The following is a 23,442-nucleotide window of genomic DNA, read 5'->3' as shown; positions in this document are numbered from 1 at the left end:
AGGTCAGCGCAGGCCGGTGGCCCGGATGACCGTCTGCGCCACGGTGTTGCCCCGCGTGTCCGAGGCGTGGACCCGCAGCGATACGAACGCGGCCTTCCGCGGGGCGTCCAATCTCACGCGCACGGTGCCGTCGCGCAGGACCCGCGGCGTGACGCGGTGCCAGGTCCTGCCGTCGTCGTAGGACACCTCCACCTTGTCGGTGCGCACCCGGGCCGTGGAGGCGCCGCGGATGTGCGACGGCGCCACGACGAGCTCGGCGTCACGCCGGGCCGATCCGCCGGTCGAGGTCGGGATGGTGTAGTCCAGCTGCACCAGGGGGAGCAGCGGCGCCTTGCCGTTCCGCGGTGCCCCGGACATGAAGCCCCACTCGGTGCGGGTGGAGGTGGAGTACGGGTACCCTCCGGTGCGCTTCGTGGTGGTCACCAGCCGGTAGCGGCTCGGGGTGCTCGGAACCGGGAAGTCGAAGTACGAGCCTTCGGTGCTGCCGAGCAGCTTGGTGCTCCGGCGGAGTTCGACGGACTGCGTCGTGGTACCGGGCCCATTGGTGCCGGCGTGATCGCGGCCGCCGTCGCCGAAGCCGGGAATCTGCCCGAGGACGGAGTCGCCCGTGCGCCGCGGGGTGTCCAGGTACTCGACGACCCGGGGTCGTTCGACCGGACCGAACCACTGGACGCTCGTGGCACGTCCTGCCGGATAGGCGACCTGGCCGGAGTACTGGTCGGAGTACTGGTTGCCGCTCTGATGGGCCTCCTCCCTCCAGATGGCGCCGGGGGCGGCGGTCACCCAGTCGGTGCGTCGCGCCCCGGAGGTCGACAGCCGGGTCGAGTCCAGCAGGAAGAGCTGGTACGGCTGGATGTCGAACCGGTTCTCGTACACCTTGTTCGTCGTGCGGAAATCGACGTCGACCCGGGCGAGTTCCCTCGTGCCCGGTGCATAGCGCCGGGTCTTCGGGATGCCGCCGCGCCAGGTGCGCACCAGGTCGTAGAGGTACGCGGTCGTGGAGCGGCCGACGATGTGCATGGGCACCGAGCCGGAACCGCTGTGGATGCGGTCGATCAGGACCTCGCCCTCGGTTCGCGAGATGCCCGCGACGACGATCTTGCTACGGCTGCCGCTCGGCCAGTAGCGTCCGCTGTCGCCGTTGACGATGACGAGGACCGCCACGCCGGCCTTCTCGGCGGCGGCGATCTGGTCATGGGAGGCGGTCCGGGAATCGCCGTCATCGTCGTCGTCCGGCGGGGGTACGTAGCGGACCACCGCCACCTTGCCCCGGGCCCCGGCCGCGGCGTAGTCCTGCTCTCGGCCGTCACCGGCGAAAACGGCCGGGAGGGTGTGCGTCCGGTCGGCCGGCCGGGCCGAACCGGGCTCCAGAGCCAGGTCGTCGAAGTTCTGGGAGCCCGAGGAGAGGCTGAGCAAAGGCTGCTCCATCCTTGCCCGGACGGTGTACAGCAGATCGCCGTCGGCGGGCTTGTTCGTCGGCAGCGCCCACATGCTGTCGTGCTGGGGAGCGAGGGTCGAGGTCTCGCCGATGGCGGGAGCGCCGTCGGTGAACGACCTGAGGAAATCGGCGCGGACGACGCCGGCCGTGGTCACCTGCGGTGTGACGACCTCGGTCAGTCGCAGTGCCCTGCCGTCGACGGTCGCCGACGTGTCGGCGTCGCGGACCTGGATGCCGGTCTTGAGCAGGAGCGCCTGCCCGAGCGAGGAGGCCCCGTGGGTGCCTCGGACGTCACCCCACAACCAGGCCGTGTAGACGCCGTTCGGCACGACCAGGTCGATGTCACCGCGTGTGTTGGTCACCCCTTCGAAGCGGGACCCGTCACCATGGCGCTGGACCCGCACCACGTCGGCCAGCGGTTCGCCGTCCCGGCCCTGGAAGTGCAGCCGCAGATGGTGGTGCTCCTCGCGGGTGCTGACGGCGACCAGGGTGCGTGTGGCGGTCTTGCCGTCCACCAGGCCCGTGAGGTGTCCGGTGAAGCGGGAACCCGCCGGCGCCCGGTCGAGGACGGTGGTGAGCGTCGTGGCGGCGGTGCCCCCGGCCGGCACGGTCACCTGACGGGCCGTCACGGTGAACAGTCCCTGCGGTGCGTCGGGCGCGTCGACCCGTAGCGTGACGGTGACCGCCTCGTCGCCGGAGTTGAGCCACTCGATCCGGCGGTCCACGGTCTGCCCCGGCTTTCCGCCCAGGGAGTGGATGCCCGCGTCGGCGGTTCCGGTGGCCACGAGGCGGGCCGCGGAGGCCGCCGCGGCGTCGACGCGCCCGTTGCCACCGTCGTCGGAGGTGTTGGCGGGCGTCTCGTGGGCCGTGCTCACCAGGGCGTCCTTGATGCGGGCCCCGGTCCACCCCGGGTGGCCGGCCGCCACGAGGGCGGCGGCGCCGGCCACGTGCGGGGTCGCCATGGACGTGCCGTTCAGGGAGGCGTAGGAGCCGCTGCCGAACGTGGCGTACTGCGAGCGTGCCGCGAGGATGCCGACGCCGGGCGCGGTGATCTCGGGCTTGATCGCGTCGTCACGGAATCGGGGGCCGCGGCTGGAGAACCAGGCCACGGCGTCCGTGGAGTCGACGGCGCCGACGGTCAGGGCGGCGTCCGCGGAGCCCGGGCTCGCGACGGTGGACGGGCCGTTCTCCCCGCTGTTGCCCGCCGCGATGGTGAACAGGGCGCCCGTCTCGGCACTGAGTGCGTTCACGGCCTGGCTGAGCGGGTCCGTGCCGTCGTCGGGGGCGAAACCGCCGAGGCTCATGCTGATCACGCGTGCCTTGGTCTCACGCGCCGCCCACTCCATGCCGGCGATGACCCAGGAGTCGGATCCGGAGCCGGAGTTGTCGAGCACCTTGCCGATGTGAAGCTCGGCTCCGGGCGCGACGCCCTTCTCCTTGCCTCCGGACGCCGCGCCGTTGCCGGCGATGGTGGAGGCGACGTGTGTGCCGTGACCGTTGCGGTCCACGACGTCCTCGTACGGGATGAAGCTCCGGGACGAGGCGACGACGCCTACGAGATCCGGGTGCTCGGTGTCGTACCCGGTGTCGAGGACGGCCACGTCGACACCCTTGCCGATGTTGCCGCGCGCCCAGGCGTCCGGGGCACCGATCTGTGCGACGCTCGACTCGAGCGTCGCCTTGACCTTGCCGTCCAGCCAGACCTTGCGGACGCCGCCGTTCAGCGCCGGCTCGCCCGCGGTGGTACCGCGTGCCGCGGACGTCGCCCGTGTGAGCCCGGCCCAGAAGTCCGCCGCCCGGCTGTGGGTCTGGGTGACAGCGGTGCTGTCGATGCTGGTCAAGGCCCTTGCGCCGGTGGCACCTTCGGGCAGGGACGCCAAGTCCTTCTTGGCCAGTGAGTCCGAGGAATAGCTCAGGATGAGGGGCAGCCCACGGGAGCGCGAGTCGTCGTACCCGTCGGCGACGAGTCGGGTGACGTTGAACAGGGTCTCGTCGAGGAGACCGGCGGCCACGTACCGCTCCGCCACGGCGGGCACGACGTAGACGTCCCCGTCCTTGCTGCTGACGCGTACGTCCGCCCGGTCTCCGTTCGGTGCGGCCACGGTGACGGTGACGGGGCCGGAGCCGTCGGGGGTGACGGTGACGCGGTCACCGGAGATGAGGGTGACGGTCCGCGCAGTGGATCCGAGTGAACCGCCGTCGGCTATGGTGACGCCCTTGGTCGCGGCGGGGGTGTGGTCGGCGGCTGTCGCCGGGGGGACCACCGTCAGCAGCGCGCTGACCGCCGCCAGGATGGGCAGGCCCTGCCGGGCCCGGATATGTGGTCGCACACGAGTCCTTGGTCGAGTCTTCGTTGGATGTGCAACGCATGGTGTCACAACATGTGATGTGTTTGTTGTCTACCTCCCGTTCAACCGCCCTGACCCGCCCGCTGCCTGTGCCGCCGATGCCCCTCAGGCGCTTAATGGCTCCCAATGAACGGTGCGGGCGCACCGACGACACAACGGGCGAGCGCGCCGGCGTCCCGGACACTGAGGCCGCAACGGCAACCGCATGGTTCACCACCCGTCGGATCAGGGTGAGCACCAGGATGACCGGGGCCGATTGGGCACGGCAGACTGCAGCATCATCAGCAGCGCGACGGCCACAGCCAGGGCCGCGACCAGGATGCCGCTCTCCCACTCGTTACGGGCTCAGCGAGGTGAGGGGGGCCGGGCCGGCACAGCGCTCCGCCCGGCCCTTCGGAGACACGGCCGTCTCGGCCGGCCCCACGGCTGGGTCAGCCCGGCTTGACCGCCAGCGTCGCAAAATAGTTCGACATGTATGGAGCGGATGCGTTGGATTGGTGCGGCGCTTCCTTGAAGCCGGTGAGGACGAACCCCGCGGCGAGTTGCCCGCCGATCTGGTCGGTGAGGGTGTGGCTGTATTCAAGAGCGGCATCGGCGCCGAACTTCGTGGCGCGTTCCTCGGCGGAGTACTGCGTGACATCGCTGTAGGGCAACTTGTGCACGACGATCAGCTCGCCGCGCTCGTCGAGCGCCTCGTGGTCGAACAAGTACACATCAGGGTTGAGGAAGCCCACGAGGAGAGTTCCGCCCGGTCGCAGGACGCGGAAGCACTCACGCCACACCGGTGCCAAGTCTGGTACGAAGAGGTTGGAGACCGGATGGAACACGACGTCGAATGTTGCGTCGCCGAAGGCGCTGAGGTCGCGCATGTCGCCTAGGACGGTGCGCAGCTCGAGGCCGTCGCGCGCCGCCACCATCTGGTCCTGGCCGAGCTGGCGGGGTGAGTTGTCGAATACGGTGACGCGCGCCCCTGCGGCGGCGAGGATCGGACCCTGCTGGCCACCGCCGGAGGCCAGGCACAACACGTCCTTGCCGGTCAGGTCCGTCGGCAGCCAGGAGCGGTCGACCGGTTCACGCCCGATGAGGACAATCGACCAGTCGCCCATGCGGGCGCGCTCGACGTCCTCGGTACTCACCGGCCTCGACCACTCGTTGCCCTCTTGGACATACCTGTCCCAGGCTGCCCGATTGTGGGCAACGGGGTCGACAACCATGTCCTGCACGTTCAACTCCCTGCTACAGGCAAGCGGACACCTGCGGTACTGACAGTTCGGTGCCGCTAGCCAACACGATTGCAGGGTGCGGGCTCAACGAAATTTGCGGGCTCGACGGGTGGTCGCGCAGGCGAAGCGAGGCCGACACACGCATCATCGGCTGCGGCAGGGCGCGTCAGCCGGGGACGCATCCGTGCAAGGCCGACCTCTGGCCGCGCCGGAAATCCGGCCGCCGCAGCCCTCCGCGACGATCTCGACGCGGAGGGGACGGGTGACCGGGGTGGTCATACGGGCACGACGTACGGGAAGCGGTCGTTCCGCAGGTGCTGGGCGACGGACGGCTTGAGTCCGGCCGGCACGGCCGTGTTGGTCACGAGTGAGAGCATCGCCTCAGGCGCGTTGTCGGCCAGGGTGCGGCCGTTGCGGGCGGCGAAGCCGTACGTGGCGGGCGTTCCCACGACGTAGGGCAGCACGTCGGGGAACAGCTGCCCGGCCACGGTCCGGCCGTAGCCCTCTGGGTCGGCGCAAGTCCCGGTGGCCGCGACGACAGCCGCGACCTGGCCGGCGATGAATTCGCCGACGGCGGCACGGTCCTGCGAGGGGTGCCGGGTGTTGGCGGGGTTGCTGAAGTCGGTGTCGCCGGGCCAGAAGATCGGCCACATCATCGGGTGCCCGCCGCGGTTGATCTGCCGCCATCCGCCGGCGTCGGTGGCCAGCTTGGTCGCGCACCAGACGCCCGTGCGGGCCCCGGGGCGCAGCTGCGCGTGCTCGTGCGGAACCTCCAGCACGATCGATTCCACGGTGGTGCCGGCGAAGCTGTTCTGCGCCTCCTGCGGGCGCCATTCCGAGAGGTCCACCGCCGTCCCCTTGGCCACCGCCCCGTTGACGACGGCCAGCAGGGACAGGTCGATGTAGAAGGAGTCGGAGATGCGCCCGGCCCAGACGCGGGTGCCGTCCGCGTCGGCCGTCTCACCGGTGCGGCCTTCCAGTACCAGGTCGCCGTCAGCGGAGTCCTCCCGCGCCTCGTTCCCGGTCAGGACGTGCAGGCGCAGGGTTTGCCTGCCGTCGGGGCCGGGTTCGTCGAAGGAGACCCGATAGGTCAAGGTCTCGAATTCGGCGCCGTCGAAGTGAACCTTGAATTCGTAGCGTGCTTCCGGGTGGAACCCGGGCTCGGCGTAGACGCCGGTGATGTCGGAGTTGACGTCCATGACAAACACCGTGCTGCGCTCACCGGGAAAGACGTACAGGTCGTCGATGAACAGCTGGCCGTTCTGGGCCGCCAGGGGCGTGTCGAGATGGTGCGACATGGTCGGTCCTTCATTCTCTCGGTTTTTCTTCGAGGAAAGGGTGCCGGGCGTTTTTCCGGACTGTTTCATCCTCTCCGAGCAGGCGGCGACCTGGTACCGCCACATCGGGAATGCCGCCATACACTGTGGTTATGAGCAGGTCGCCCCCCGATCTCAGTAGTCTCCTGTTGCTGACATGGGTGGCCGAGCTCGGCAGCCTGGGGCAGGCCGCCGAGCGGATGGGGATCAGCCAGCCCGCCGCGAGCAAGCGCCTGACGCAGCTCGAACGGCGCCTGGGGCTGGCGCTGGTGCAGCGCGACACCCGCGGCTCCGCACTGACCGTCGAGGGCAAGGCGGTGTGCCAATGGGCGGGGCGGGTGCTGGCCGAAGTGGACTCTCTGATGGTGGGCGTCGCGGCGCTGCGCGGTGACCACGCCCGCGACCTGCACCTGGCGGCCAGCATGACGCTGGCCGAGCACTTCGTGCCGCGGTGGATCGGCACGCTGCAGCGGGGATCGCCCGATGTGTACGTCAGCCTCAAAGTGACCAATTCCGAACAGGTCGCCACGCTCGCGGCGAACGGCCGGATCAGTCTGGGGTTCGTCGAGTCGCCCACCGTCCCGTCCGGCCTCAGCTCACGACAGGTGGGTACCGACCGGCTGGTCGTCGTGGTCGCGCCGCAGCATGCCTGGGCACGACGGCGAGAGCCGGTGGACCTGACCGAGCTGGCCCGAACCCGCCTGATCGTCCGCGAACCGGGTTCCGGCACGCGGGAGACCATCGAGCGTGTGCTCGCCGGCGCGGGAGCGGAGCCGGCCAGACCTCTGATGGTGCTGGACGCCAACGTCGCGGTACGGAAGGCCGTCGCCGAAGGCGCCGGCCCGGCGGTGCTCAGCGCGGTCAGTGTCCGGGACGACCTGGCCGAGGGGCGCCTCGTGGAGGTCACGGTGACGGGGGCCGACCTGCGCCGCCGGCTGCGCGCCGTGTGGCCGAAGGGCCGCCCGTTGACCGGCGCGGTCGAGGAACTGCTCCGGATCGCGGCACGTACCCACCGCGAGGATCGCTGACGGTTCTCACGCGGCCATGGGTCCTGCTGCTCGATGTCGACCGTGAAAGCAGAGACCTGTCCGTCAGCCGAGGTCAGCGTGACCGGTCCGAAGGTGATGATCGGAAAGGCGGTGCCATTGCCGCCCTGATGGAACCCGGTCGCACCCGCGATCCGGAAGGCCGCTGCGGCGAGTGTGCCCGCGGTCTCCTCGCCGACTTCGACACGCGGGCGTGCAAGAGCAGTGCGACCGCCGGCTGATGCCCGGTCACGGACCCTCTCGGAGTCGCGGCCCATCGCCCGCACGATGCGGGTGCGTGAGGACGCGGGCGCCGTCATGTGCGTTGGATGACCAGTACGGCCACGTCGTCGGCGTGGTCCACTGCGACTGCGGCGTCGAGGATGCGGTCGGCGGTCTCCTCGGTGTTCAGTCCGTCGTGGAGGGCTGCGCCGGCCAGTGTTCCGGCCCGCTCCAGTCCGGCTTCCAACGTGAGGCCCGGTCCTTCGACCACGCCGTCGGTGACCATGATCAGCGCGCTGTCCTTGTCCAGGGTGAAGGTCTCCTCGCGGTACTCGGCGTTGGGCACGACTCCGAGGACCGGTCCGCCCGGCAGCTCGTGGGTGCTGTGGCTGCCGTCCTTGTGCGCGCACAGCAGCGGCACGTGGCCGGCGCTGGCGCCGGTGACCCGTCCGTCGCGCGGGTCGAGGTGCAGCATGGTGCAGCTGGCGAATCGTGCCGCTCGCATCGTGACGAGCAGCTCGTTGGTGCGCGTCAGCACGGTTGCCGGATGCGGTTCGTGGGCGGCGATGGCGCGCATGGACGAACGGACCTGTCCCATGAGGGCGGCGGCGTCCACGTCGTGCCCTTGGGCGTCGCCGATCTCCATTGCGACGGCGCCGTCGGGCATGACGAAGGCGTCGTACCAGTCGCCGCCGACGTCCAGCCCGTGTCGGCTGGGCCGGTAGCGGGCGGCGACCTCCAGGCCCGCGAGGTGCTCGGGCAGCGTCGGGAGCATGGTCTGCTGCAGCGCGGTGGCCAGCTCGACTCGTGCCTGCTGCAACCTGACGCGCCCCAGCGCCTGGCCTGCCAGGTCGGCCAGCGTACCCATGAGGGTCCGCTCATCCACGGAGGGCCGGTATCCGCTGTCGTAGAACACCATCCACGCCCCGAGTGGCTGATTGCCGGTCTCGCTGAGGGGGGTGATGGAGGCGGCGTAGTCGAAGCCGAGCCGGACGAGCCACGGAAATCCGGACCCGTGCGGCCAGCGGCGGATGTAATCCTCCCGGTCGGGAATGAATTGCGGCCGGCCGCTGCGGATCGCCTCGGGCAGCGGGCTCGGTTGGTCCAGCGACAGGCCGTGCAGGGCCTCGACCTCCCACATGGCCACCCGGGCATCGGTGGAGACGAGCAGGCGGCCTTCGTCGGCGAGTGCGAGCAGGGCACCGGTACCACGGAAGGTCGCGGCGAGCCGGGTCAGGACGACCTGCTGCAGTTCCTGCTCCGTGGCGGCGCCGATCAAGGCCGAGGAGAAGTCGGCGACGTCCTTGGCGCGCTGTCGCTCGGCAGCCAGCGCGGCCTGCGCCTTCTTCCTGCGCTTCTCCTGCTTGGTGTCGTCGCGGACCACCCCGAAGATGCGCTCGGGGCCGCCGTACCCCAGCTGGATCCGACGGCTCTGAGCGGCCAGTTGGTGCCAGCCCCCGTGCTCGGTGAGGTACCGCACACTCAACCAGGAGGACTGGGCGGAGGCGGAGCGCAGGAGCTGCCGCAAGGCCTCACGGTCCTCAGCGTGCACTGCCGAGATCACATGGGAAAGCGACACAGTGGGGTCCGGGAGGACCACGACACTCTCGGCCGACATCCGCTGGCTAGCGGGCCACAGATCACCGAAGCGACGTCCCAGGCACTGCTCCGCCGATTTTCCCAGCGCTGTGGCCATCGCAAGGTTGAGGCTGCGGATGGCACCGTCCAGCGTCACAAGAGCCGCCGGGTCAGCCCGCTGCAGGAGTTCGTCCGAGGCGTTCATGGGTCGCTCCCTGGCACATACCGAAACAACCGCTTCTTCATTTTCGCGCATTTTGCCAAGGGGCCAGGGATGAAAGGCTGTGTTCGCCTGCATACCTGCAGTGACGATGATGGGAGCCGGCCGGAAAGGGTGGACGGTCGTCCGTGAAGCCTTCAGCGGACCCCGGACACGGGTGTATCTTGTGGCAGTCGTTGAAGATCAACTCGGGGGGCGCTGTGGAAAACCTGCTGACGTTCATGCTCATACTTGCTTTTGCCGTGCTCTACATGGCGCCGTCGTACATGGCGTTTGCGCGTGGAGCAAAGGATCGGTGGCTGATTCTTGTCATCAACGTGTTCCTCGGCTCATCGCTCATCGGGTGGGGTGTGGCCCTGTACATGGCGACCCGCACACCCAAGAAGCCCAAGGCGTCGGTGCAAGCCTCGGCGTGAATCGCCGGTGAGGTCCCCGAGAATGTGAGGGACGGTGGCTGCCGGGGGCCCGTACGCGCCTGGGCCGCGCCTGCCGTCAGCGAGGTGCCGCGAGGACGTCCCGGAGCACGTCCTCGAGCGAGACGCGGGACAGTTCGCGTCGGACGGTCTCCTCGATGCCCTCGTAGACACCTCGCATCGCCGGCTGGATGCCGTGACCGACCACACATCCCTGGTCCGGGGTGGTCCGGTGCAGCGCGAAGAGCGGGCCGGGTTCCACGGCCTCGTACACGTCGAGCAAGGTGATCGACCCCAGCTCGCGTGTCAGCGTCCAGCCCGCGCCCACGCCTCGCCGGGACTCCACCAGACCGGCTCGGCGCAGTTCGCCCAGCAGGCGTCTGATCACCACCGGATTGGTGTTCGCGCTGGTCGCGATCTGCTCGGAGGTGGCGACCTCATGACCCTGGCGCTGGTAGAGGCCGATCCAGGCCAGCGCGTGAGCGGCGATCGTCAACCTGCTGTTGGCGCTCATGTGACCCTCCTCCCAGTGGAAACATTTTCTGTTACGACTGTGCAGTCGTAACGAGTATAGTTGCGATCATTGTCGTAACCATCATTGTTTCGACAGGCGGCGAAAGAGACCGATTCAACGAGGTGGGAACTATGAGCCAGCCGCTCACGGGCAAGGTCGCCCTGGTCACCGGTGGGTCCCGCGGACTGGGAGCCGCCACCGTACGGCTCCTGGCCGAGCAGGGTGCCGATGTCGCGTTCACCTACGTCAGCTCCGCAGAGCGGGCGCAGGCCGTCGTCGACGAGGTGCGAGGCAAGGGCGCGAAGGCCGTCGCCATCCAGACCGACCAGGGGGACACGAGCCGGGCGCCGGCGCTGATCGACGAAGTGGTCACCGCCTTCGGCGGTCTGGACATCCTCGTCAACAACGCGGCGGTATCGGTGGAACAAGGCCGCACGGTGGACGATCCGGACGCCGACACCGCCGCACTCGACCGCATGCACGCCACCAACTACCTCGGTGTGATAGCCGTCATCCGGGCCGCCTCCCGGGTGCTGCGTGCGGACGGCCGCATCATCACCGTGAGCTCCGGACTCGGTTCCCGCGTCGGCCTTCCCGGCCTGGCCGACTACTCGGCCACCAAGTCGGGGATCGAGAGGTACACCATGGGCGCCGCGCGGGACCTCGGGCACCGGGGCATCACGGCCAACGTCGTGGAGGCCGGACTGATGGAGAGCGGCATGGAACCGCCGGACCCCGAGACCCTCAAGGCCCTGGTCAGCTCCCTTTCCCTCCAGCGCATGGGGCGCCCCGAGGAGATCGCCGCGGCGATCGCCTTCCTGGCGAGCCCCGCCGCGTCGTACGTCACGGGGGCCGTGCTGGATGCCCACGGCGGCTACAACGCCTGAGGGCGATCCTGCCGTGCCCCCGAGGAGACATGGAGGTCGGGCCGCACGCCGCGGGCCATGCGCGCCTGCGCTGGCCCGCGGCACGGTGGCCGCTCGCCCCGGGCGGCCGCCACCGGCCGATACGTCCTGGTTCGCAAGCAGAGCCGGCCGGGCAACCGTGAGACGGCCCCGCGCCGCGTGACACGGCCTGGCCCCCGGCGAGCGGAGTACCGGGCGCGCCGGCCCGGTGGCCCGCCACCAGCTCCCCGGGGCCGGGAGTGCCCCGCGCACCAGCTCCAGGAGGCGCGCGTTCCCGTCCGGCGGAACAGCCCGTTAAGGCAGCTGATTGCGTTCCAGCGAGAAGAAGCTCACCTGGCAGTAGCCCTGGATCAGCGAAGGCAGCTGCCGGACATGATCGGCTCGGATCGTGTTGTAGACATCGTGCCTGGTCATCCCCGGCGCCGGTGTGTACGTACCGGAGAAGGTCATCAGATCCTGATCGCGATGGCTGAAGGTGATGATGAAGCAGTACTCGACGAGGGGATCCGCGGGCTGGGCCATGGTTGCCTCTCGGTGGGGGACCGGTCTCGTCATTGCGGACGAAGGAATGATCCATCCGGTTGCGGCAGCCGTACCCCTACATCCGGACCGCGCGGGAGTGGGCGGGAAGCGCCGGCAACCGGGCCGTGCCGCCGCGGGCGGCGGCGCATCCGGCTCCTTCCCGGCCGCCATCGCGCGGCTGCCGGACCACCTCGCCTCCCGGTCCCGGATGACGTAGTTGCCGTGCGCCAGTTGAAGACTCGGTCGTGCGAGCTTGTCGTTGCCGGACGGCAGTTGGCCACGGACGTACGCCGGGCGCGCTCGGGACCGGTGGCCGAACGCGGCAACTCCAGAGCACCTGGCCCTCGCCGGTCACGCCGCCGATCGCAGGGTGGCCGACTGGCGAACAGGTGACATGGCGTCTATGCGCCAGCCCTTACACCTGGCACGGCGTCAACTCCCGGCCCGACTGTTGCCGGGCACACGCCGGTGACGCTCGTTCATCGGGCGATCTCAGGGGAGTTGGTACAAGGTTATGCGATCCAGATCGAGGACTGCGGCCGTGGTCGCGGCCACCGGGGTGGCGCTGCTCGCCACCGGGATGCCGGCGGCAGCCGGTCCGGAGCCGGCCGCCGGGACCGGCCGCGCGGCCGTACCGCCGGCGCCGCCCGCGCAGCACACCGTCACATTGATCAGCGGCGACCGGGTCGGCTTCACCGGCAGCGGGAGCGGGCTCCAGGTCAGCGGGGTGACCCCGGGCAAGGGCCGGGGCCACATCGCGTTCACCCGGGCGAGGATCAACGACCACGAGTACGTGATTCCCGTCGACGCCACGCAGCCGCTGGCCGAAGGGCGGGTGGACCGGCAGCTCTTCGACGTCACCGCACTTGCCGCGCAAGGGCTCGACGACGCCACCCGGGCGTCCATTCCGCTGATCACGACAGCCCAGGCGGGCCCCGCGCTGCGCGGGTCCACGCAGCGGGACACCTTCCCCGAGCTGGGGCTGGCGGCCCGAACGGTCGCCAAGTCCGAGGCCGCCACGGCCTGGCGGGGCTTCCTCGCCGCCGGCGGGACGTCCCGCGTCGCCGCGTCCGGGAAACTGTGGCTGGACGCCGAGGTCGAGGCGAGCCTCGACCGGTCCGTCGCCATGACCGGCGCGCCCCAGGCATGGCGCAAGGGGCTTGACGGCAAGGGCGTGCGCGTCGCCGTGCTGGACACCGGGTACGACCCCGCCCACCCCGACCTCAAGAACAAGGTCGTCGCGGAGAAGAACTTCACCTGGGACGAGGACGTCACCGACCTCAACGGCCACGGCACGCACGTCGCCTCCACCGTCGCCGGAAGCGGCGCCGCCTCGCAGGGCCGCTACAAGGGCGTCGCGCCGGGGGCCGACCTGTTGATCGGCAAGGTGCTCGACGGCAGCGGGTCCGGCAGTTTCAGCGGAATCCTCGAAGGCATGGAATGGGCGGCCGCCCAGGACGCGGACATCGTCTCGATGAGCCTCGGCTCCAACCTGCCGAGCGACGGCGGCGACCCGATCTCCCAGGCCGTCGAGACCCTGTCCGGGGACGGCGGACCGCTGTTCGTCGTCGCGGCCGGCAACGAGGGCAAGCCGGGCACCATCGGCACACCGGCCGCCGCGCCGAGCGCCCTGACCGTCGGGTCGATCACCAAGGAGGGTGCGATGTCGTCGTTCTCCTCCCAGGGACCGGCGGTGACCGACGGAGGCGTCAAGCCCGAGATCACCGCGCCGGGCAGCGCGATCACCGCCGCCCGTGCCGCGGGCACGCTGGACGGCGCCGCGAACAGCGAGTTCTACGCGACGATCAGCGGCACCTCCATGGCGACCCCGCACGTCTCCGGGGCGGCCGCCATCCTCAAGCAGCGGCACCCGGACTGGGACGCGCAGCGGCTCAAGGCGGCGCTCGTCGGCGCCGCCGACCCGGTCGACGGCGCCGGCGTGTACGAGCAGGGCGCGGGCAGCGTGGACGTGCCCGGCGCGCTCTCGTCGACGGTCACCGCCTCTCCTTCCGCGGTCTCCGCCGAGCTGACCTGGCCGTACACCGGCAACCCGACCCGCACGGTGACGTACCGCAACAGCGGCGGCAAGGACATCCGGCTGGACCTCTCCCTGACCGGCAAGGCACCGGTCTCGCTCGGCACACGCCGGCTGACCGTCCCGGCGGGCGGCACCGCCGAGGCGACCGTGCGGATCGACACCGCCCGTGCGTCCGCCGGCGCCCACAGCGCCTGGATCACCGCACGCGGCAGCGACGGCAGCACGGCGCGCACCCCCGTCGGCGTCGACGCGGAGGGCCCGGCCGCCACGCTCACCCTCGAAGCCGCTGCGCTGCGGCCCGGGGTCGAGACGGCGTACACCAACCTGGTGGTGCAGAACGAGCGGAGCGGCGAGGCTCGGCTGGTGAGCCTCACCGAGGGGGCCGAGGAGCTCCGGCTGCCGGTCGGCGACTACCGGGTGTTCGGCGGCGTGTGGGAGTACGTCCGGTACGGCAGGTCGAGCGTGCCCGAGACGTCCGTCGCCGTCGCCCGGCGTCTGACCCTCACCGGCGACCGGACGCTGAGGACTGACCTGTCCGGCGCGAAGCCGGTCACCATGGGCATCGACGACCCGAAGATGCGGATCAACGAGTGGGGGTCGGCGACCGGGCTGGTCTCGTCGGCCGGAGCGGGCGTCCCGGAGGGTCTGACAGCGCCGCTCTACTCCGGCGCGTACCGGTCCTATGCCGTGGGCAGCGCGAAGATACCCGGACTGACGTACTTCTCCGCCGCCTCGTGGGAGCAGCCGTCCGTCCTCGCGACGACCGCCGGCAGCTCCGGCAGCCCGGTGGACGTGCCGGTGTGGCTGATGACGCAGCGGCTGGAGTGGGACCTGGAGAAGCGGGTCACCGACGCCGGCGACGGCGGGGACCTGAGGGACCTTGAGATCGAGGACCGGATCGTGCTCCTGGAGTCGGACTGGAGCCTGCCCTGGGAGGAGCTGGACCGGCGCTACCAGGCGGTCAAGGCGCTGCGGCCGGCGGCGATCCTGCTGGCCGGGTCGGCGTCGATCGGCGCGGACGACCCCACGCTGGGTACCGACGACCACGGTGTGGCCCTGCTGCGCGAGCGGCTCGCCAAGGGCGACGTGACCCTGCGGATCAAGGGGGAGCGCAACGGCGAGCGCACCTACTTCACGTTCCACGCCCACGACGACGGGGTGCCGGCGGGCGCGAACTGGCAGGACCGGCGCCGGGACCTGGCCCGCGTGGACCACAGCTTCCGCACCACCGGGTTCCCCAACGACCCCAAGGGGATCTACGGCTGGGTGACCTACCGCGGTCTCAATCTCGCCCAGCAGTCGACGCTGTTCCGCGCACCGCAGCGGATGACGGCGTACTACACACCCGAAGTGCCGTGGACGACGGCCACGTTCGAGTACGCGCTGGACGACGGACCGCTGGGTGTGCAGTACACCAACCCGACGGTCCTCCGCCGGGGACGCACCGTCACGGACAACTGGCTCACCGCGCCGTTCAACCCGTCGCTGTCGGTGAACGGCCCCGACGGCCGGGCACAGGCCACCCGCGTGGGGGACAAGCTGCGTCTGGCGCTGCCGATGTTCTCGGACGCCGCGGGCCACCGGTCGGAGCCGCTGCGGAATCTGGAGTCCGGCGAGACGGTGCTGCGCGATGGCTCCGGCAAGGTGATCGCCCGTAACGACGAGCCGGGGCAGGGCGTCTTCGACGTGCCCGCGCGTGGCCAGTGGTACGAGATGACCTCGTCCGCGCACCACGACAGCCCGGAGTGGAAGCTGGGCACGCACGTCACGGAAACCTGGCGGTTCCGCTCGGAGCACACCGGTGCCGAGCGCCCGCTGCCGCTGCTCGACACGCGCTACGACATGGCGGGGCTCGACGGCGACAACTCGGTCGCGGCGAACCGGGAGTTCACCTTCGGCCTGGGCATCGGCCGGCAGGCCGGGGTGAGCGGCGGCGCCGGCATCGAGCGGGTGGCGGTGCGGTACTCCACGGACGACGGAGCCACCTGGCACGCGGCGGAGGTCCGGGGCCGGGACGGCGTCCGGCGGGTGACCGTGCCCGCGACGGGCACCGGCTGGGTCTCACTGCAGGTGACCGCCGCGGACCGCTCCGGCACATCGCTGACGGAGACGGTCACCCGGGCCTACCGCGTCGGCTGCCCGGAGCAGTGGTGCGGCTACGCCCCGACCTGGCCGCACTGGCCGGCCGGCTAGTCCGCGAGCCGACACCGCGCCGGTGCGGGCCGTCCCGAGGGCCGGCCCGCACCGGCGCGTGGCTGTCGTGAGGACCGCAGGCGTCGGTGCACCAGTGCGTGCTGTCGGAGCTCCCAGAGCAGGCCAGGTCGCTGCCGTTCGAGAGGAGGCCGAGTGGCGGTCGGGCCCACCCAGGGATGCACGCGGTGGGTCGAGGGCGAGGCGAGCGGGTGGCCCGCGTACGACACGCCTCCTGAAGGGTGCGGCCACGGGGCCTGGGGTCAGACCTCGGAGTTGAGCCGGCCCGAGCGAAACGGTTCGACCTGGTAGGGCAGGTCGGCGAAGCCCGCTTCTGTGAGCGCTCGGGCGAGCCCCGGCAATGCCGCGATGCGGGCGACGAGGGGCGGGTCCGCCTCGATGCGGGTGCGGTCCCCGAGGTCGCGGACGCGGAGGTCCCGCACGTCCACCCCGGCCTCGGTCGTCAGCGCCCGAACGGCCCTCTCCGCACGATCGATGCGGGCCAGGCGGTGGGAGGTGACCTCGATGCCGTAGCGGACGCGGCTGGCGAGGCAGGGGGTCGCGGGTTTGTCCCAGGTGGGCAGTGACCAGTGTTTGCTGAGGCGGCGTACGTCCGCCTTCGTCAGGCCTGCGTCGAGGAGCGGTGTCCGGATGCCGCGTTCCCGCCCGGCGCGGATGCCCGGACGGTGGGGATCGGATGCGTCGTCGGCATTGGTGCCGGTGGCCACGGCGTCGACGCCGTGCTCGTGTGCGAGCGCGGTGATGGTGTCCAGCACCTCGGACTTGCAGAAGTAGCAGCGGTCGGGCCCGTTGGCCCGGTATCCGGGCCGGGTCAACTCGTGGGTGCGCGGCGTGAGATGGATGATCCCGAGGTCGTCGGGGAGTCGCCGCGCGCGGGACTGCTCACCGTCGGCCAGGCTCTCCGAGACGGCGGTGACGGCCAGGACGCGCTCGGGACCGAGCGCCCGTGCGGCCGCGGCAAGGACCAGGGCGGAGTCGGCGCCGCCCGAGTAGGCGACGGCGAGGGAACCGCCGAGCGCGCGCACGCGGTTCAGCAGCCGGCGCTCAAGGGTGTCGTCACTGTGCACGGTCTTCCTCCTGGCTCGTCAGCGTCGCCCCTCCTCGGCTCAGGCGCAGTGCGCGCGCGGCGACGGCGCGCAGGGGCAGACCCAGCGCCGTGGCCGCGGCCACCACGTCGTCGTGCTCGGGTTTGGCCGCGTACGGACCGTGTTTGACCCGGATGGCGTGTCCGTCGACGTCGACGGTCTCGAAGGCGCGCGGCAGCGCGGTGCGGGTCGCGCTGATCCGCCGGATGCCGAGGGCACCGGTCTCGGCCAGGACCATGTCGCGCAGCCGTCCTTCGTGGTGCGCGGTGGTGAGGAGGTGCAGGACCTGCGCGGGCCTGCCCTTCTTCATCACTGCGGCGGTCGTCCAGGCGTCAAGGGCACCGGCGTCCAGAAGGCGGGTGATGAGGTGCCCGAGGAGTTCTCCGGTGACGTCGTCGAGGTTGGTCTCCAGGACGACGACCTCCTCGTTCGCCGTGGTCGGGACGGGGTCGCCGAGGGTGACGGAGACGAGGTTGGGCCGGTCGGGCAGGCGGCGGGACCCCGCTCCGTAGCCGGTGGCGCCCAGTGTCATGGGGGGCGGCGGGCCGTAGCGGGCGCGGACGGCGCGCAGGAGTGCGGCGCCCGTGGGTGTCACCGTCTCCCCGGGAAGGTCGCAGCCCCTGACGGCCGCTCCGGTCAGCAGGGCGAGGGTGGCCGGCGCCGGGCAGGGCAGGACGCCGTGCGCCGAGTTCACCTCGCCGCGGCCGAGCGGCAGGGGCGAGCTGATGACGTCGGTGACGCCGAGGGCGTGCAGGGCCGCGGCGCTGCCGACGATGTCCACGAGGGCGTCGTGACCGCCGAGTTCGTGCAGGTGGACGGTGGCGGGGTCGGCGTCGTGCAGTCTCCCCTCCACCTCGGCGATGGCTGTGAGGGCGGCGACGGCGAGGGTCGCGACGGGCCGGGGAGCGGCCCGGGAGGCCATCTCGATCACCTTGGCGGCGCGCCGCTCGGTGCACGGATCGGTGACCTCCACGCGTGCGCGGGTGGCGGCCAGTCCGTGGTCGGTGACGCGTTCGGCCGTCAGGTCCCAGCCGGTCAGCCCGGTGGCGGAGACGGCGGACCGGATCCGGTCGAGCGGTGCCCCCGCGTCGATCAGGGCACCCAGCAGCATGTCCCCGGCCAGTCCGGTGAACGGGTTGATCCAGCAGATCACCTGGCGCCTCCGGGATCCGCCGTGCCGCGGGACCGGGCGATGCGGTGCACGGCCATGGCCGCCGAGAACCCGGAGTCGATGTTGACCACGGTCACGCCGGCGGCGCAGGAGGCGTGCATGGCGAGCAGCGCGGTCACCCCGTCCAGCGAGGCGCCGTAGCCGGTGGAGACCGGCACCGCCACGACGGGGCCGGCCACCAGACCGCCGACGACACTGGCGAGGGCGCCCTCCATGCCCGCCACGACGATCACCGCGTCCGCGGACCGCAGCAGACCGCGGACCTGCAGCACGCGTTCGAGTCCCGCGACGCCCACGTCGTGCACGGCCGTCGTGTCCAGCCCGACGGCCGTGGCCACAGCGGTGGCTTCGGCGGCCACCGGCCGGTCGGACGTCCCGGCGGCGGCCACCACGACGGAGAAGCCCGAGGCGGCGGCCGGTCGCCAGCGCAGCAGACGGGCCTCCTCGTCGTACGACCCGCCGTGCACCTGCTCCTGGACGGCCGCCGCGGTGTCCGGGGCGACGCGGGTGACCAGGACGGGCCCGGTGTTGTGCTCCAGGAGGCCGGTGACGATGCCGGCGATCTGCTCCACGGTCTTGCCGGGGCCGTACACGACCTCGGGCAGTCCCTGCCGTGCCTCGCGACCGATGTCGACTCGTGCGTATCCCAGGTCCAGTACGTCGTTCACGACCGGCTCCCTTCGACGTACGGGATGGTCTGCGGACCTTCCGGCAGGACGCACAGGCGGGCCTCCGGCCCCGCGGCGGCCAGCGCTTCGGCGACGGTGGCGGAGATGTCCCGGGTCTGCCGCAGGTGGGCTGCGGCCAGCTCGTCGTCACTGAGGAAGGAGGTGTGCATGATGACCTGACTGCCCGACTGGATGCGGGCCTGGATCTGCACCTGCCACTGGTCCGGAACCGTCTCGGTGCGCGCGGAGATCTCGGTCATGAGCGCCTGCGGGGACGGGGCCGAGGCCAGGACCCGCCGGTAGGAGCCGTGGTCGGGGAAACCGTCACGGCACTCGGCCGCGCACACGATCGTCCCTCCGGGGCGGACCACCTGGTGGGCCGCCGACATCCCCTTGACCGCCTGGTACAGGTTCTGGTCCAGCGGGAAGCCGGAGTTGGTGGTGACGACGACGTCGAACGCTGCCTGTACCGGGCGCATCGCCATGCGTGCGGCCGCGGCCGTCGCGGCGGCGTGCATCGGCAGCAGATCGCCGCCGAACGCCGCGACGACGTCCTTGTCGCGGTTGAGCACCACGTCGAACGCGAAGGTGACGCCCGTGGCCTCCGCGATGGCGCGCACGTCGTCGTGAACCGGGTTTCCGTGGGTGATGCCCCAGGTGGCGCGTGGATCGCCGATCCGGGCCGCGTCGTGCAGCACGAGCACGGTCTCGAGGCCCGCCAGGCCGGGGGCGACGAGCTTCGGGCCACCGGAGAAGCCGGCGAAGAAGTGGGGTTCGACGAAGCCGGTGGTGATCCGGACGTCCGCCTGCACCCACTCCCGGTTGAGCCACACCGGCACGCCGTTGCCGTACCTGCCCATCCACGTCAGCTGAGCGGCGTCGCGGGCGTCGTGGTTGACGATCCTCACCGTGTCCGCGATCTCGTCGCCGAACATCGTCCGGAGCTCGGGCGCGTCGTTGCCGCGGTGGGTGCCCGTCGCCACGAGGATCACCACGTCCTCCCTGCGGACGACGCCGTCCAGCTCGTCCAGCACGGCCTGGATCATCGGGCGCCTGGGCTGCGGCCGGGTGCCGTCGCAGGCCGAGATGGCCACCGTCTGCCCCGGGCGCACCCTCTCGGACAACGGGGGTCCGGCGACCGGCTCGCGCAGGGCCGCGCGCAGGACGGCCGCCGGGTTCCGGGCCGCCGCGTGGTGGACAGGCTCGACGACGGTGGTCCTGTGCGGATCGACGTCGATGTCGAGCCCTGACTGCCCGTAGGCGAGGCGTACTTTCACCGGACGGCCTCCACGGCCTCTGCGTCCTCGGCCCGCCCTCGACGGTGTCGCTCGTGCAGGCGATAGGCGCGTTCCGCCGTCGCGCGGAAGACGTGGGATCGCTCGGCCTCGGTGAGGCCGTCCGTCAGTGCCTCCGCCGCGCCGACGACCTCCTCGTACGAGGCGGCCAGCAGGCACACCGGCCAGTCCGAGCCGAACATCACCCGCTCGGGGCCGAACGCGTCGAGCACCACGTCGGCGTAGGGACGCAAGTTCGCCACGCTCCAGCGGTGCCGGTCAGCCTCGGTGACCAGGCCGGACAGCTTGCAGAAAACGTTGGGGAGTGCCGCCAGTTCGCGGATCAGCGAGGTCCAGGGCTGCAGTTCACCGGCGGCGATGGGGGGCTTTGCCAGATGGTCGAGGACGAAGGTGAGTTCCGGCAACGTCCGGACGGCGGCGATGGCCGATGGCAGTTGATGCGGAAGGACGAGCAGGTCGTAGGAGAGGTTCGCCTGCGCGACCACGCGCAGACCCCGCTGCACCTCCGGCCGGTTCAGCCAGCGGGGATCCCGCTCGTCCTGCACCAGGTGCCTGGTGGCCACGAGGAGTTCGCCGCCTGGCGCCGCCCGTAGGGCGTCCAGCGTGCGCGGGAGGCAGTCCGACGTGAGGTCGAGCCAGCCCACGACACCGGCGACCGTCTCACCCGTGGAGGCCAGGGCCAGGAAGTCCGCGGTCTCGTCGGTGTCGGGCAGTACCTGGACCAGGATCGTACGGTCGATGCCCGCTGCCAGGGCAAGCGGCGACAGGTCTTCCAGGGTGAAGTCCCGCCGCACCGGGGTCATGTCGGGTTCGTCGAGCCACGCGTGCACACGGCGCTGTGGACCTGGGCCGTCGGTGGGGGAGGGGGACGGGGCCGGTGCCGGTGCCGGCCGCCAGACGTGGTGGTGTGCGTCGATCCTGCTCATCGTTCCTCCGCTTCCAGGACGTCGAGCTCCGGCCACAGCTCTTCGGGGATCGTCGTCGAGGCGTGCGCGGCGTTCACGGTGATCTCCTGTGCGCTGCGCGCCCCGACGACGACACCGGTGACAGCCGGGTGGCGCAGCGGGAACCGCAGGGCAGCTGCGGCAAGCGGGACACCGTATTCGGCGCAGCGCTCACCGAGGGCGCGGGCGTGGCGGAGGACCGCTTCCGGAGCCGGCGCGTAGTCGTACATGGCGTCCGGAGCGAGGTTCGCGAGGATGCCGCTGTTGAAGACACCACCGACCAGGACGCCCACCTCGCGTTCGGCGCATGCGGGCAGCAGTTCGTCGGCCGCGCTGCGGTCCAGCAGTGAGTAGCGGCCGGCCACGAGCACGCAGTCGAGGTCGGTCTCGGTGACGAAGCGGGTGAGCATCGCCGTCTGGTTCATGCCCGCGCCGATCGCCCGGACGACTCCCTCGTCGCGCAACCGGGCCAGCGCCGGGTAGGCACCGGTGACGGCCTGCTCCCAGCAGTCGTCCGGGTCGTGGATGAAGACGACGTCGAAGGCGTCGAGACCGGAGCGCCCCAGGCTTTCGACGAGTGAGCGGTAGACGCCTTCGGCACTGTAGTCGCGGACCCTGACGAGGCCGGGTGCGCCGTGGAAGGCCTCGTCCCCCGGGGCCGGTTCGCCCGGCACGAGCAGGCGGCCGACCTTGGTGGACACCGTGATCTCCGCGCGCGGGTGCCCGGCCCCGGAGAGGAACGCGCCGAGCCGCTGCTCGGCGAGCCCGGCACCGTAGTGCGGGGCGGTGTCGAAGTACCGGATCCCGGCCGCCCAGGCGGCCTCCAGCGTCTCGGCGGCCTGCCGGCCGCCGACAGCGGAGAAGAGGCCGCCCAGCGGCGCGGTGCCGAGCCCGACGCGGCTGACGCTCACGCCGGAGCGTCCCAGAGGCACCCGTTCGGCGTACCACGGTCGGATCGCGGAGGACATCAGGTTTGCCCGAGGACGTGCCGCTGACGGCCGAGCCGGTCGATCGTCACTTCGACGCCGCCGCCCCACAGTCGCATCCTCGGACCCCGGCCCGCCCGCTCGTGCCGGAAGGAGCTTTCGCTCACGACGTCGGCGATGGCGCGACCAGCGATCACGCCGGCCGCGGCGTCAGGGGAGCCCAGGCAACGGGCGGTCCGGCTGATGACCACCGAGAGTTCCATCTCGTGGCCGTAGGCGGCTCCTTCGGCGCCGAGGGCGGTGGGACGCTCGAAGCCCGCGGGGCCGACGCGCAGGAATCTCATCGGGGTGCTCCTCGCTGATGATGCGTGCTCGCCAGTGGCCGGCCGGGCCTCGGGCCGGCCACGGAGCGGACGATGGTGTGCGGGGTCACTGCCGGCCGTCCGTGACGTCGCCCCGGACGCCGAGGTTCGGTTCCAGATGCTCGCGCAGCCACTGTTCGGTGTTGCTGACGTGCAGGAGGGCGGCTGCCTGGGCCAAGGGAGCGTCACCGGCGGCCAGTGCCCGGTGGATCGCCTCGTGTTCGGCGACCGTCCTTCCCGCGGCGTCGTCATCGACCAGACCACGCCAGACACGGGCCCGCAGCGTCCGCCCGGAGATCCCCTCCAGCAGGGTGGTGAGGGTGGCGTTGCCGGTGGCTGCGACGACGGCACGATGGAAAGCGGCGTCGTGTTCGTTGAGGCGCTCCACGTCGTCCCGGGCCGCCCGCATCGCCTCCAGATGCCGTTCGACCTCCCGCAGCCCCGCGGCCGAGATCCGCGTGGCGGCGAGCCCCGTGGCGATCGGTTCGAACAGCCGGCGCACCTCGGTGAGCTCCAGCAGGGTGTCGCCACGCAGCAACTCCACCGCCGAACCGATGCTGCTCAGCAGCAACTCGGGTTCCAGACTGGTCACATAGGTCCCGTCGCCCCGGCGGATCTCCAACACCCGTGCGACGACCAGCGCTTTCACCGCTTCCCGCATGAGGTTGCGGGACAGGCCCAGCTCGGCTGCCAGCTGCTGCTCCGGCGGCAGTTTGGCGCCCGGGCGCAGCTCGCCTGAGTGGATGAGGTCCCTGATGCGGTCGATCGCCTTGTCGGTCAAAGACATCCGTCTGCTCCCTGCTCGTCGCTCAAGCGGCGGCAGCGTAGCAATACATCCCATCGCTGCGGAATAGATGGGATGACCCGGACTCGTGCCCGGGTGTGAGCCTGTCGCACATCTGCAGGTCAGAGGCATCTCGGAATCCTTTGCCTGCCGGGGGTATGGACAGCGATGCGAGTCGACCCTATAAATCCATCCAATGTCCGAGGCTGGTCGTAACGAAGAGAACATCTCGTT

The 23,442-nt window shown here is 71.1% G+C and carries 18 protein-coding genes; 4 read left to right on the top strand and 14 right to left on the bottom strand.

The genetic code is table 11. The features are described from left to right. Window positions 1–3: 3 nt before the first annotated feature. The 3 genes from ABZ312_RS26620 to ABZ312_RS26610 form a co-directional block, all read right to left on the bottom strand. Window positions 4–3,768: a S8 family serine peptidase gene (locus ABZ312_RS26620; protein WP_500438925.1), complete on the bottom strand. Its 3,765-nt coding sequence runs from the start codon at window positions 3,766–3,768 to the stop codon at window positions 4–6. 449 nt (window positions 3,769–4,217) lie between these two features. Further along, the gene (locus ABZ312_RS26615; RefSeq protein ID WP_500329304.1) at window positions 4,218–5,009 is read right to left on the bottom strand and encodes a class I SAM-dependent methyltransferase; all 792 of its coding nucleotides are present in this window, start codon (window positions 5,007–5,009) and stop codon (window positions 4,218–4,220) included. Window positions 5,010–5,284: 275 nt separating this feature from the next. After that, complete coding sequence (locus ABZ312_RS26610; RefSeq protein ID WP_500329305.1) at window positions 5,285–6,307, bottom strand: DUF4331 family protein; 1,023 nt, start codon at window positions 6,305–6,307, stop codon at window positions 5,285–5,287. A gap of 131 nt (window positions 6,308–6,438) precedes the next feature. Between ABZ312_RS26610 and ABZ312_RS26605 the strand changes: the two genes are divergently transcribed. After that, entirely contained in the window at window positions 6,439–7,353 is a 915-nt protein-coding gene (locus ABZ312_RS26605) for a LysR family transcriptional regulator (RefSeq protein ID WP_500356743.1), read from the top strand. Window positions 7,354–7,666: 313 nt separating this feature from the next. Here ABZ312_RS26605 and ABZ312_RS26600 read toward each other — a convergent pair whose 3' ends face one another. Further along, window positions 7,667–9,355, bottom strand: coding sequence for a SpoIIE family protein phosphatase (locus tag ABZ312_RS26600; protein WP_500438924.1), 1,689 nt, complete (start codon window positions 9,353–9,355; stop codon window positions 7,667–7,669). Window positions 9,356–9,546: 191 nt separating this feature from the next. Here ABZ312_RS26600 and ABZ312_RS26595 point away from each other — a divergent pair, with 191 nt between their 5' ends. Continuing rightward, entirely contained in the window at window positions 9,547–9,786 is a 240-nt protein-coding gene (locus ABZ312_RS26595) for a superinfection immunity protein (RefSeq protein ID WP_500438923.1), read from the top strand. A gap of 76 nt (window positions 9,787–9,862) precedes the next feature. Here ABZ312_RS26595 and ABZ312_RS26590 read toward each other — a convergent pair whose 3' ends face one another. Beyond that, window positions 9,863–10,297, bottom strand: a complete 435-nt coding sequence (locus tag ABZ312_RS26590) for an Rrf2 family transcriptional regulator (RefSeq protein ID WP_500329309.1) — start codon at window positions 10,295–10,297, stop codon at window positions 9,863–9,865. Window positions 10,298–10,428: 131 nt separating this feature from the next. Between ABZ312_RS26590 and ABZ312_RS26585 the strand changes: the two genes are divergently transcribed. Next, the gene (locus ABZ312_RS26585) at window positions 10,429–11,184 is read left to right on the top strand and encodes an SDR family NAD(P)-dependent oxidoreductase (RefSeq protein WP_500329310.1); all 756 of its coding nucleotides are present in this window, start codon (window positions 10,429–10,431) and stop codon (window positions 11,182–11,184) included. Between the two features lie 312 nt (window positions 11,185–11,496). Here the strand turns inward: ABZ312_RS26585 and ABZ312_RS26580 are convergent, their stop codons facing one another. Continuing rightward, window positions 11,497–11,724 carry a hypothetical protein gene (locus tag ABZ312_RS26580; protein WP_500329311.1) on the bottom strand — a complete coding sequence of 76 codons (228 nt, stop codon included), beginning with the start codon at window positions 11,722–11,724 and terminating at the stop codon, window positions 11,497–11,499. A 541-nt stretch (window positions 11,725–12,265) separates the two neighbouring features. Between ABZ312_RS26580 and ABZ312_RS26575 the strand changes: the two genes are divergently transcribed. Further along, window positions 12,266–15,955 carry a S8 family serine peptidase gene (locus tag ABZ312_RS26575; protein WP_500438922.1) on the top strand — a complete coding sequence of 1,230 codons (3,690 nt, stop codon included), beginning with the start codon at window positions 12,266–12,268 and terminating at the stop codon, window positions 15,953–15,955. Between the two features lie 260 nt (window positions 15,956–16,215). Here ABZ312_RS26575 and larE read toward each other — a convergent pair whose 3' ends face one another. The 8 genes from larE to ABZ312_RS26535 form a co-directional block, all read right to left on the bottom strand. Next, the gene (gene larE / locus ABZ312_RS26570) at window positions 16,216–17,040 is read right to left on the bottom strand and encodes an ATP-dependent sacrificial sulfur transferase LarE (RefSeq protein ID WP_500438921.1); all 825 of its coding nucleotides are present in this window, start codon (window positions 17,038–17,040) and stop codon (window positions 16,216–16,218) included. Continuing rightward, a complete protein-coding gene (gene larC / locus ABZ312_RS26565) occupies window positions 17,030–18,211 on the bottom strand; it encodes a nickel pincer cofactor biosynthesis protein LarC (protein WP_500359685.1) in 1,182 nt (393 codons plus the stop codon). The genes larE and larC overlap by 11 nt, the downstream gene beginning before the upstream one ends. After that, complete coding sequence (gene larB, locus ABZ312_RS26560; RefSeq protein WP_500359684.1) at window positions 18,208–18,897, bottom strand: nickel pincer cofactor biosynthesis protein LarB; 690 nt, start codon at window positions 18,895–18,897, stop codon at window positions 18,208–18,210. The genes larC and larB overlap by 4 nt, the downstream gene beginning before the upstream one ends. Continuing rightward, complete coding sequence (larA, locus tag ABZ312_RS26555) at window positions 18,894–20,174, bottom strand: nickel-dependent lactate racemase (RefSeq protein ID WP_500359683.1); 1,281 nt, start codon at window positions 20,172–20,174, stop codon at window positions 18,894–18,896. Before larA ends, larB begins: the two co-directional genes overlap by 4 nt. Continuing rightward, the gene (locus ABZ312_RS26550; RefSeq protein ID WP_500359682.1) at window positions 20,171–21,118 is read right to left on the bottom strand and encodes an amidohydrolase family protein; all 948 of its coding nucleotides are present in this window, start codon (window positions 21,116–21,118) and stop codon (window positions 20,171–20,173) included. The genes larA and ABZ312_RS26550 overlap by 4 nt, the downstream gene beginning before the upstream one ends. Beyond that, window positions 21,115–22,047, bottom strand: coding sequence for an aldo/keto reductase (locus ABZ312_RS26545; protein ID WP_500359681.1), 933 nt, complete (start codon window positions 22,045–22,047; stop codon window positions 21,115–21,117). Before ABZ312_RS26545 ends, ABZ312_RS26550 begins: the two co-directional genes overlap by 4 nt. Before the next feature lie 56 nt (window positions 22,048–22,103). Next, on the bottom strand, window positions 22,104–22,406 hold the full coding sequence (locus tag ABZ312_RS26540; protein WP_500330905.1) for a hypothetical protein: 303 nt from the start codon (window positions 22,404–22,406) through the stop codon (window positions 22,104–22,106). Between the two features lie 85 nt (window positions 22,407–22,491). Continuing rightward, the gene (locus ABZ312_RS26535) at window positions 22,492–23,211 is read right to left on the bottom strand and encodes a FadR/GntR family transcriptional regulator (protein ID WP_500359678.1); all 720 of its coding nucleotides are present in this window, start codon (window positions 23,209–23,211) and stop codon (window positions 22,492–22,494) included. Between the last annotated feature and the right edge of the window lie 231 nt (window positions 23,212–23,442).

This window comes from Streptomyces sp. NPDC006207, assembly GCF_040613835.1.
In the GTDB taxonomy this organism is placed as follows: Bacteria; Actinomycetota; Actinomycetes; order Streptomycetales; family Streptomycetaceae; genus Actinacidiphila.
Note: the sequence above shows the minus strand (reverse complement) of the source record. Positions and strands in the feature narration are given on the sequence as shown.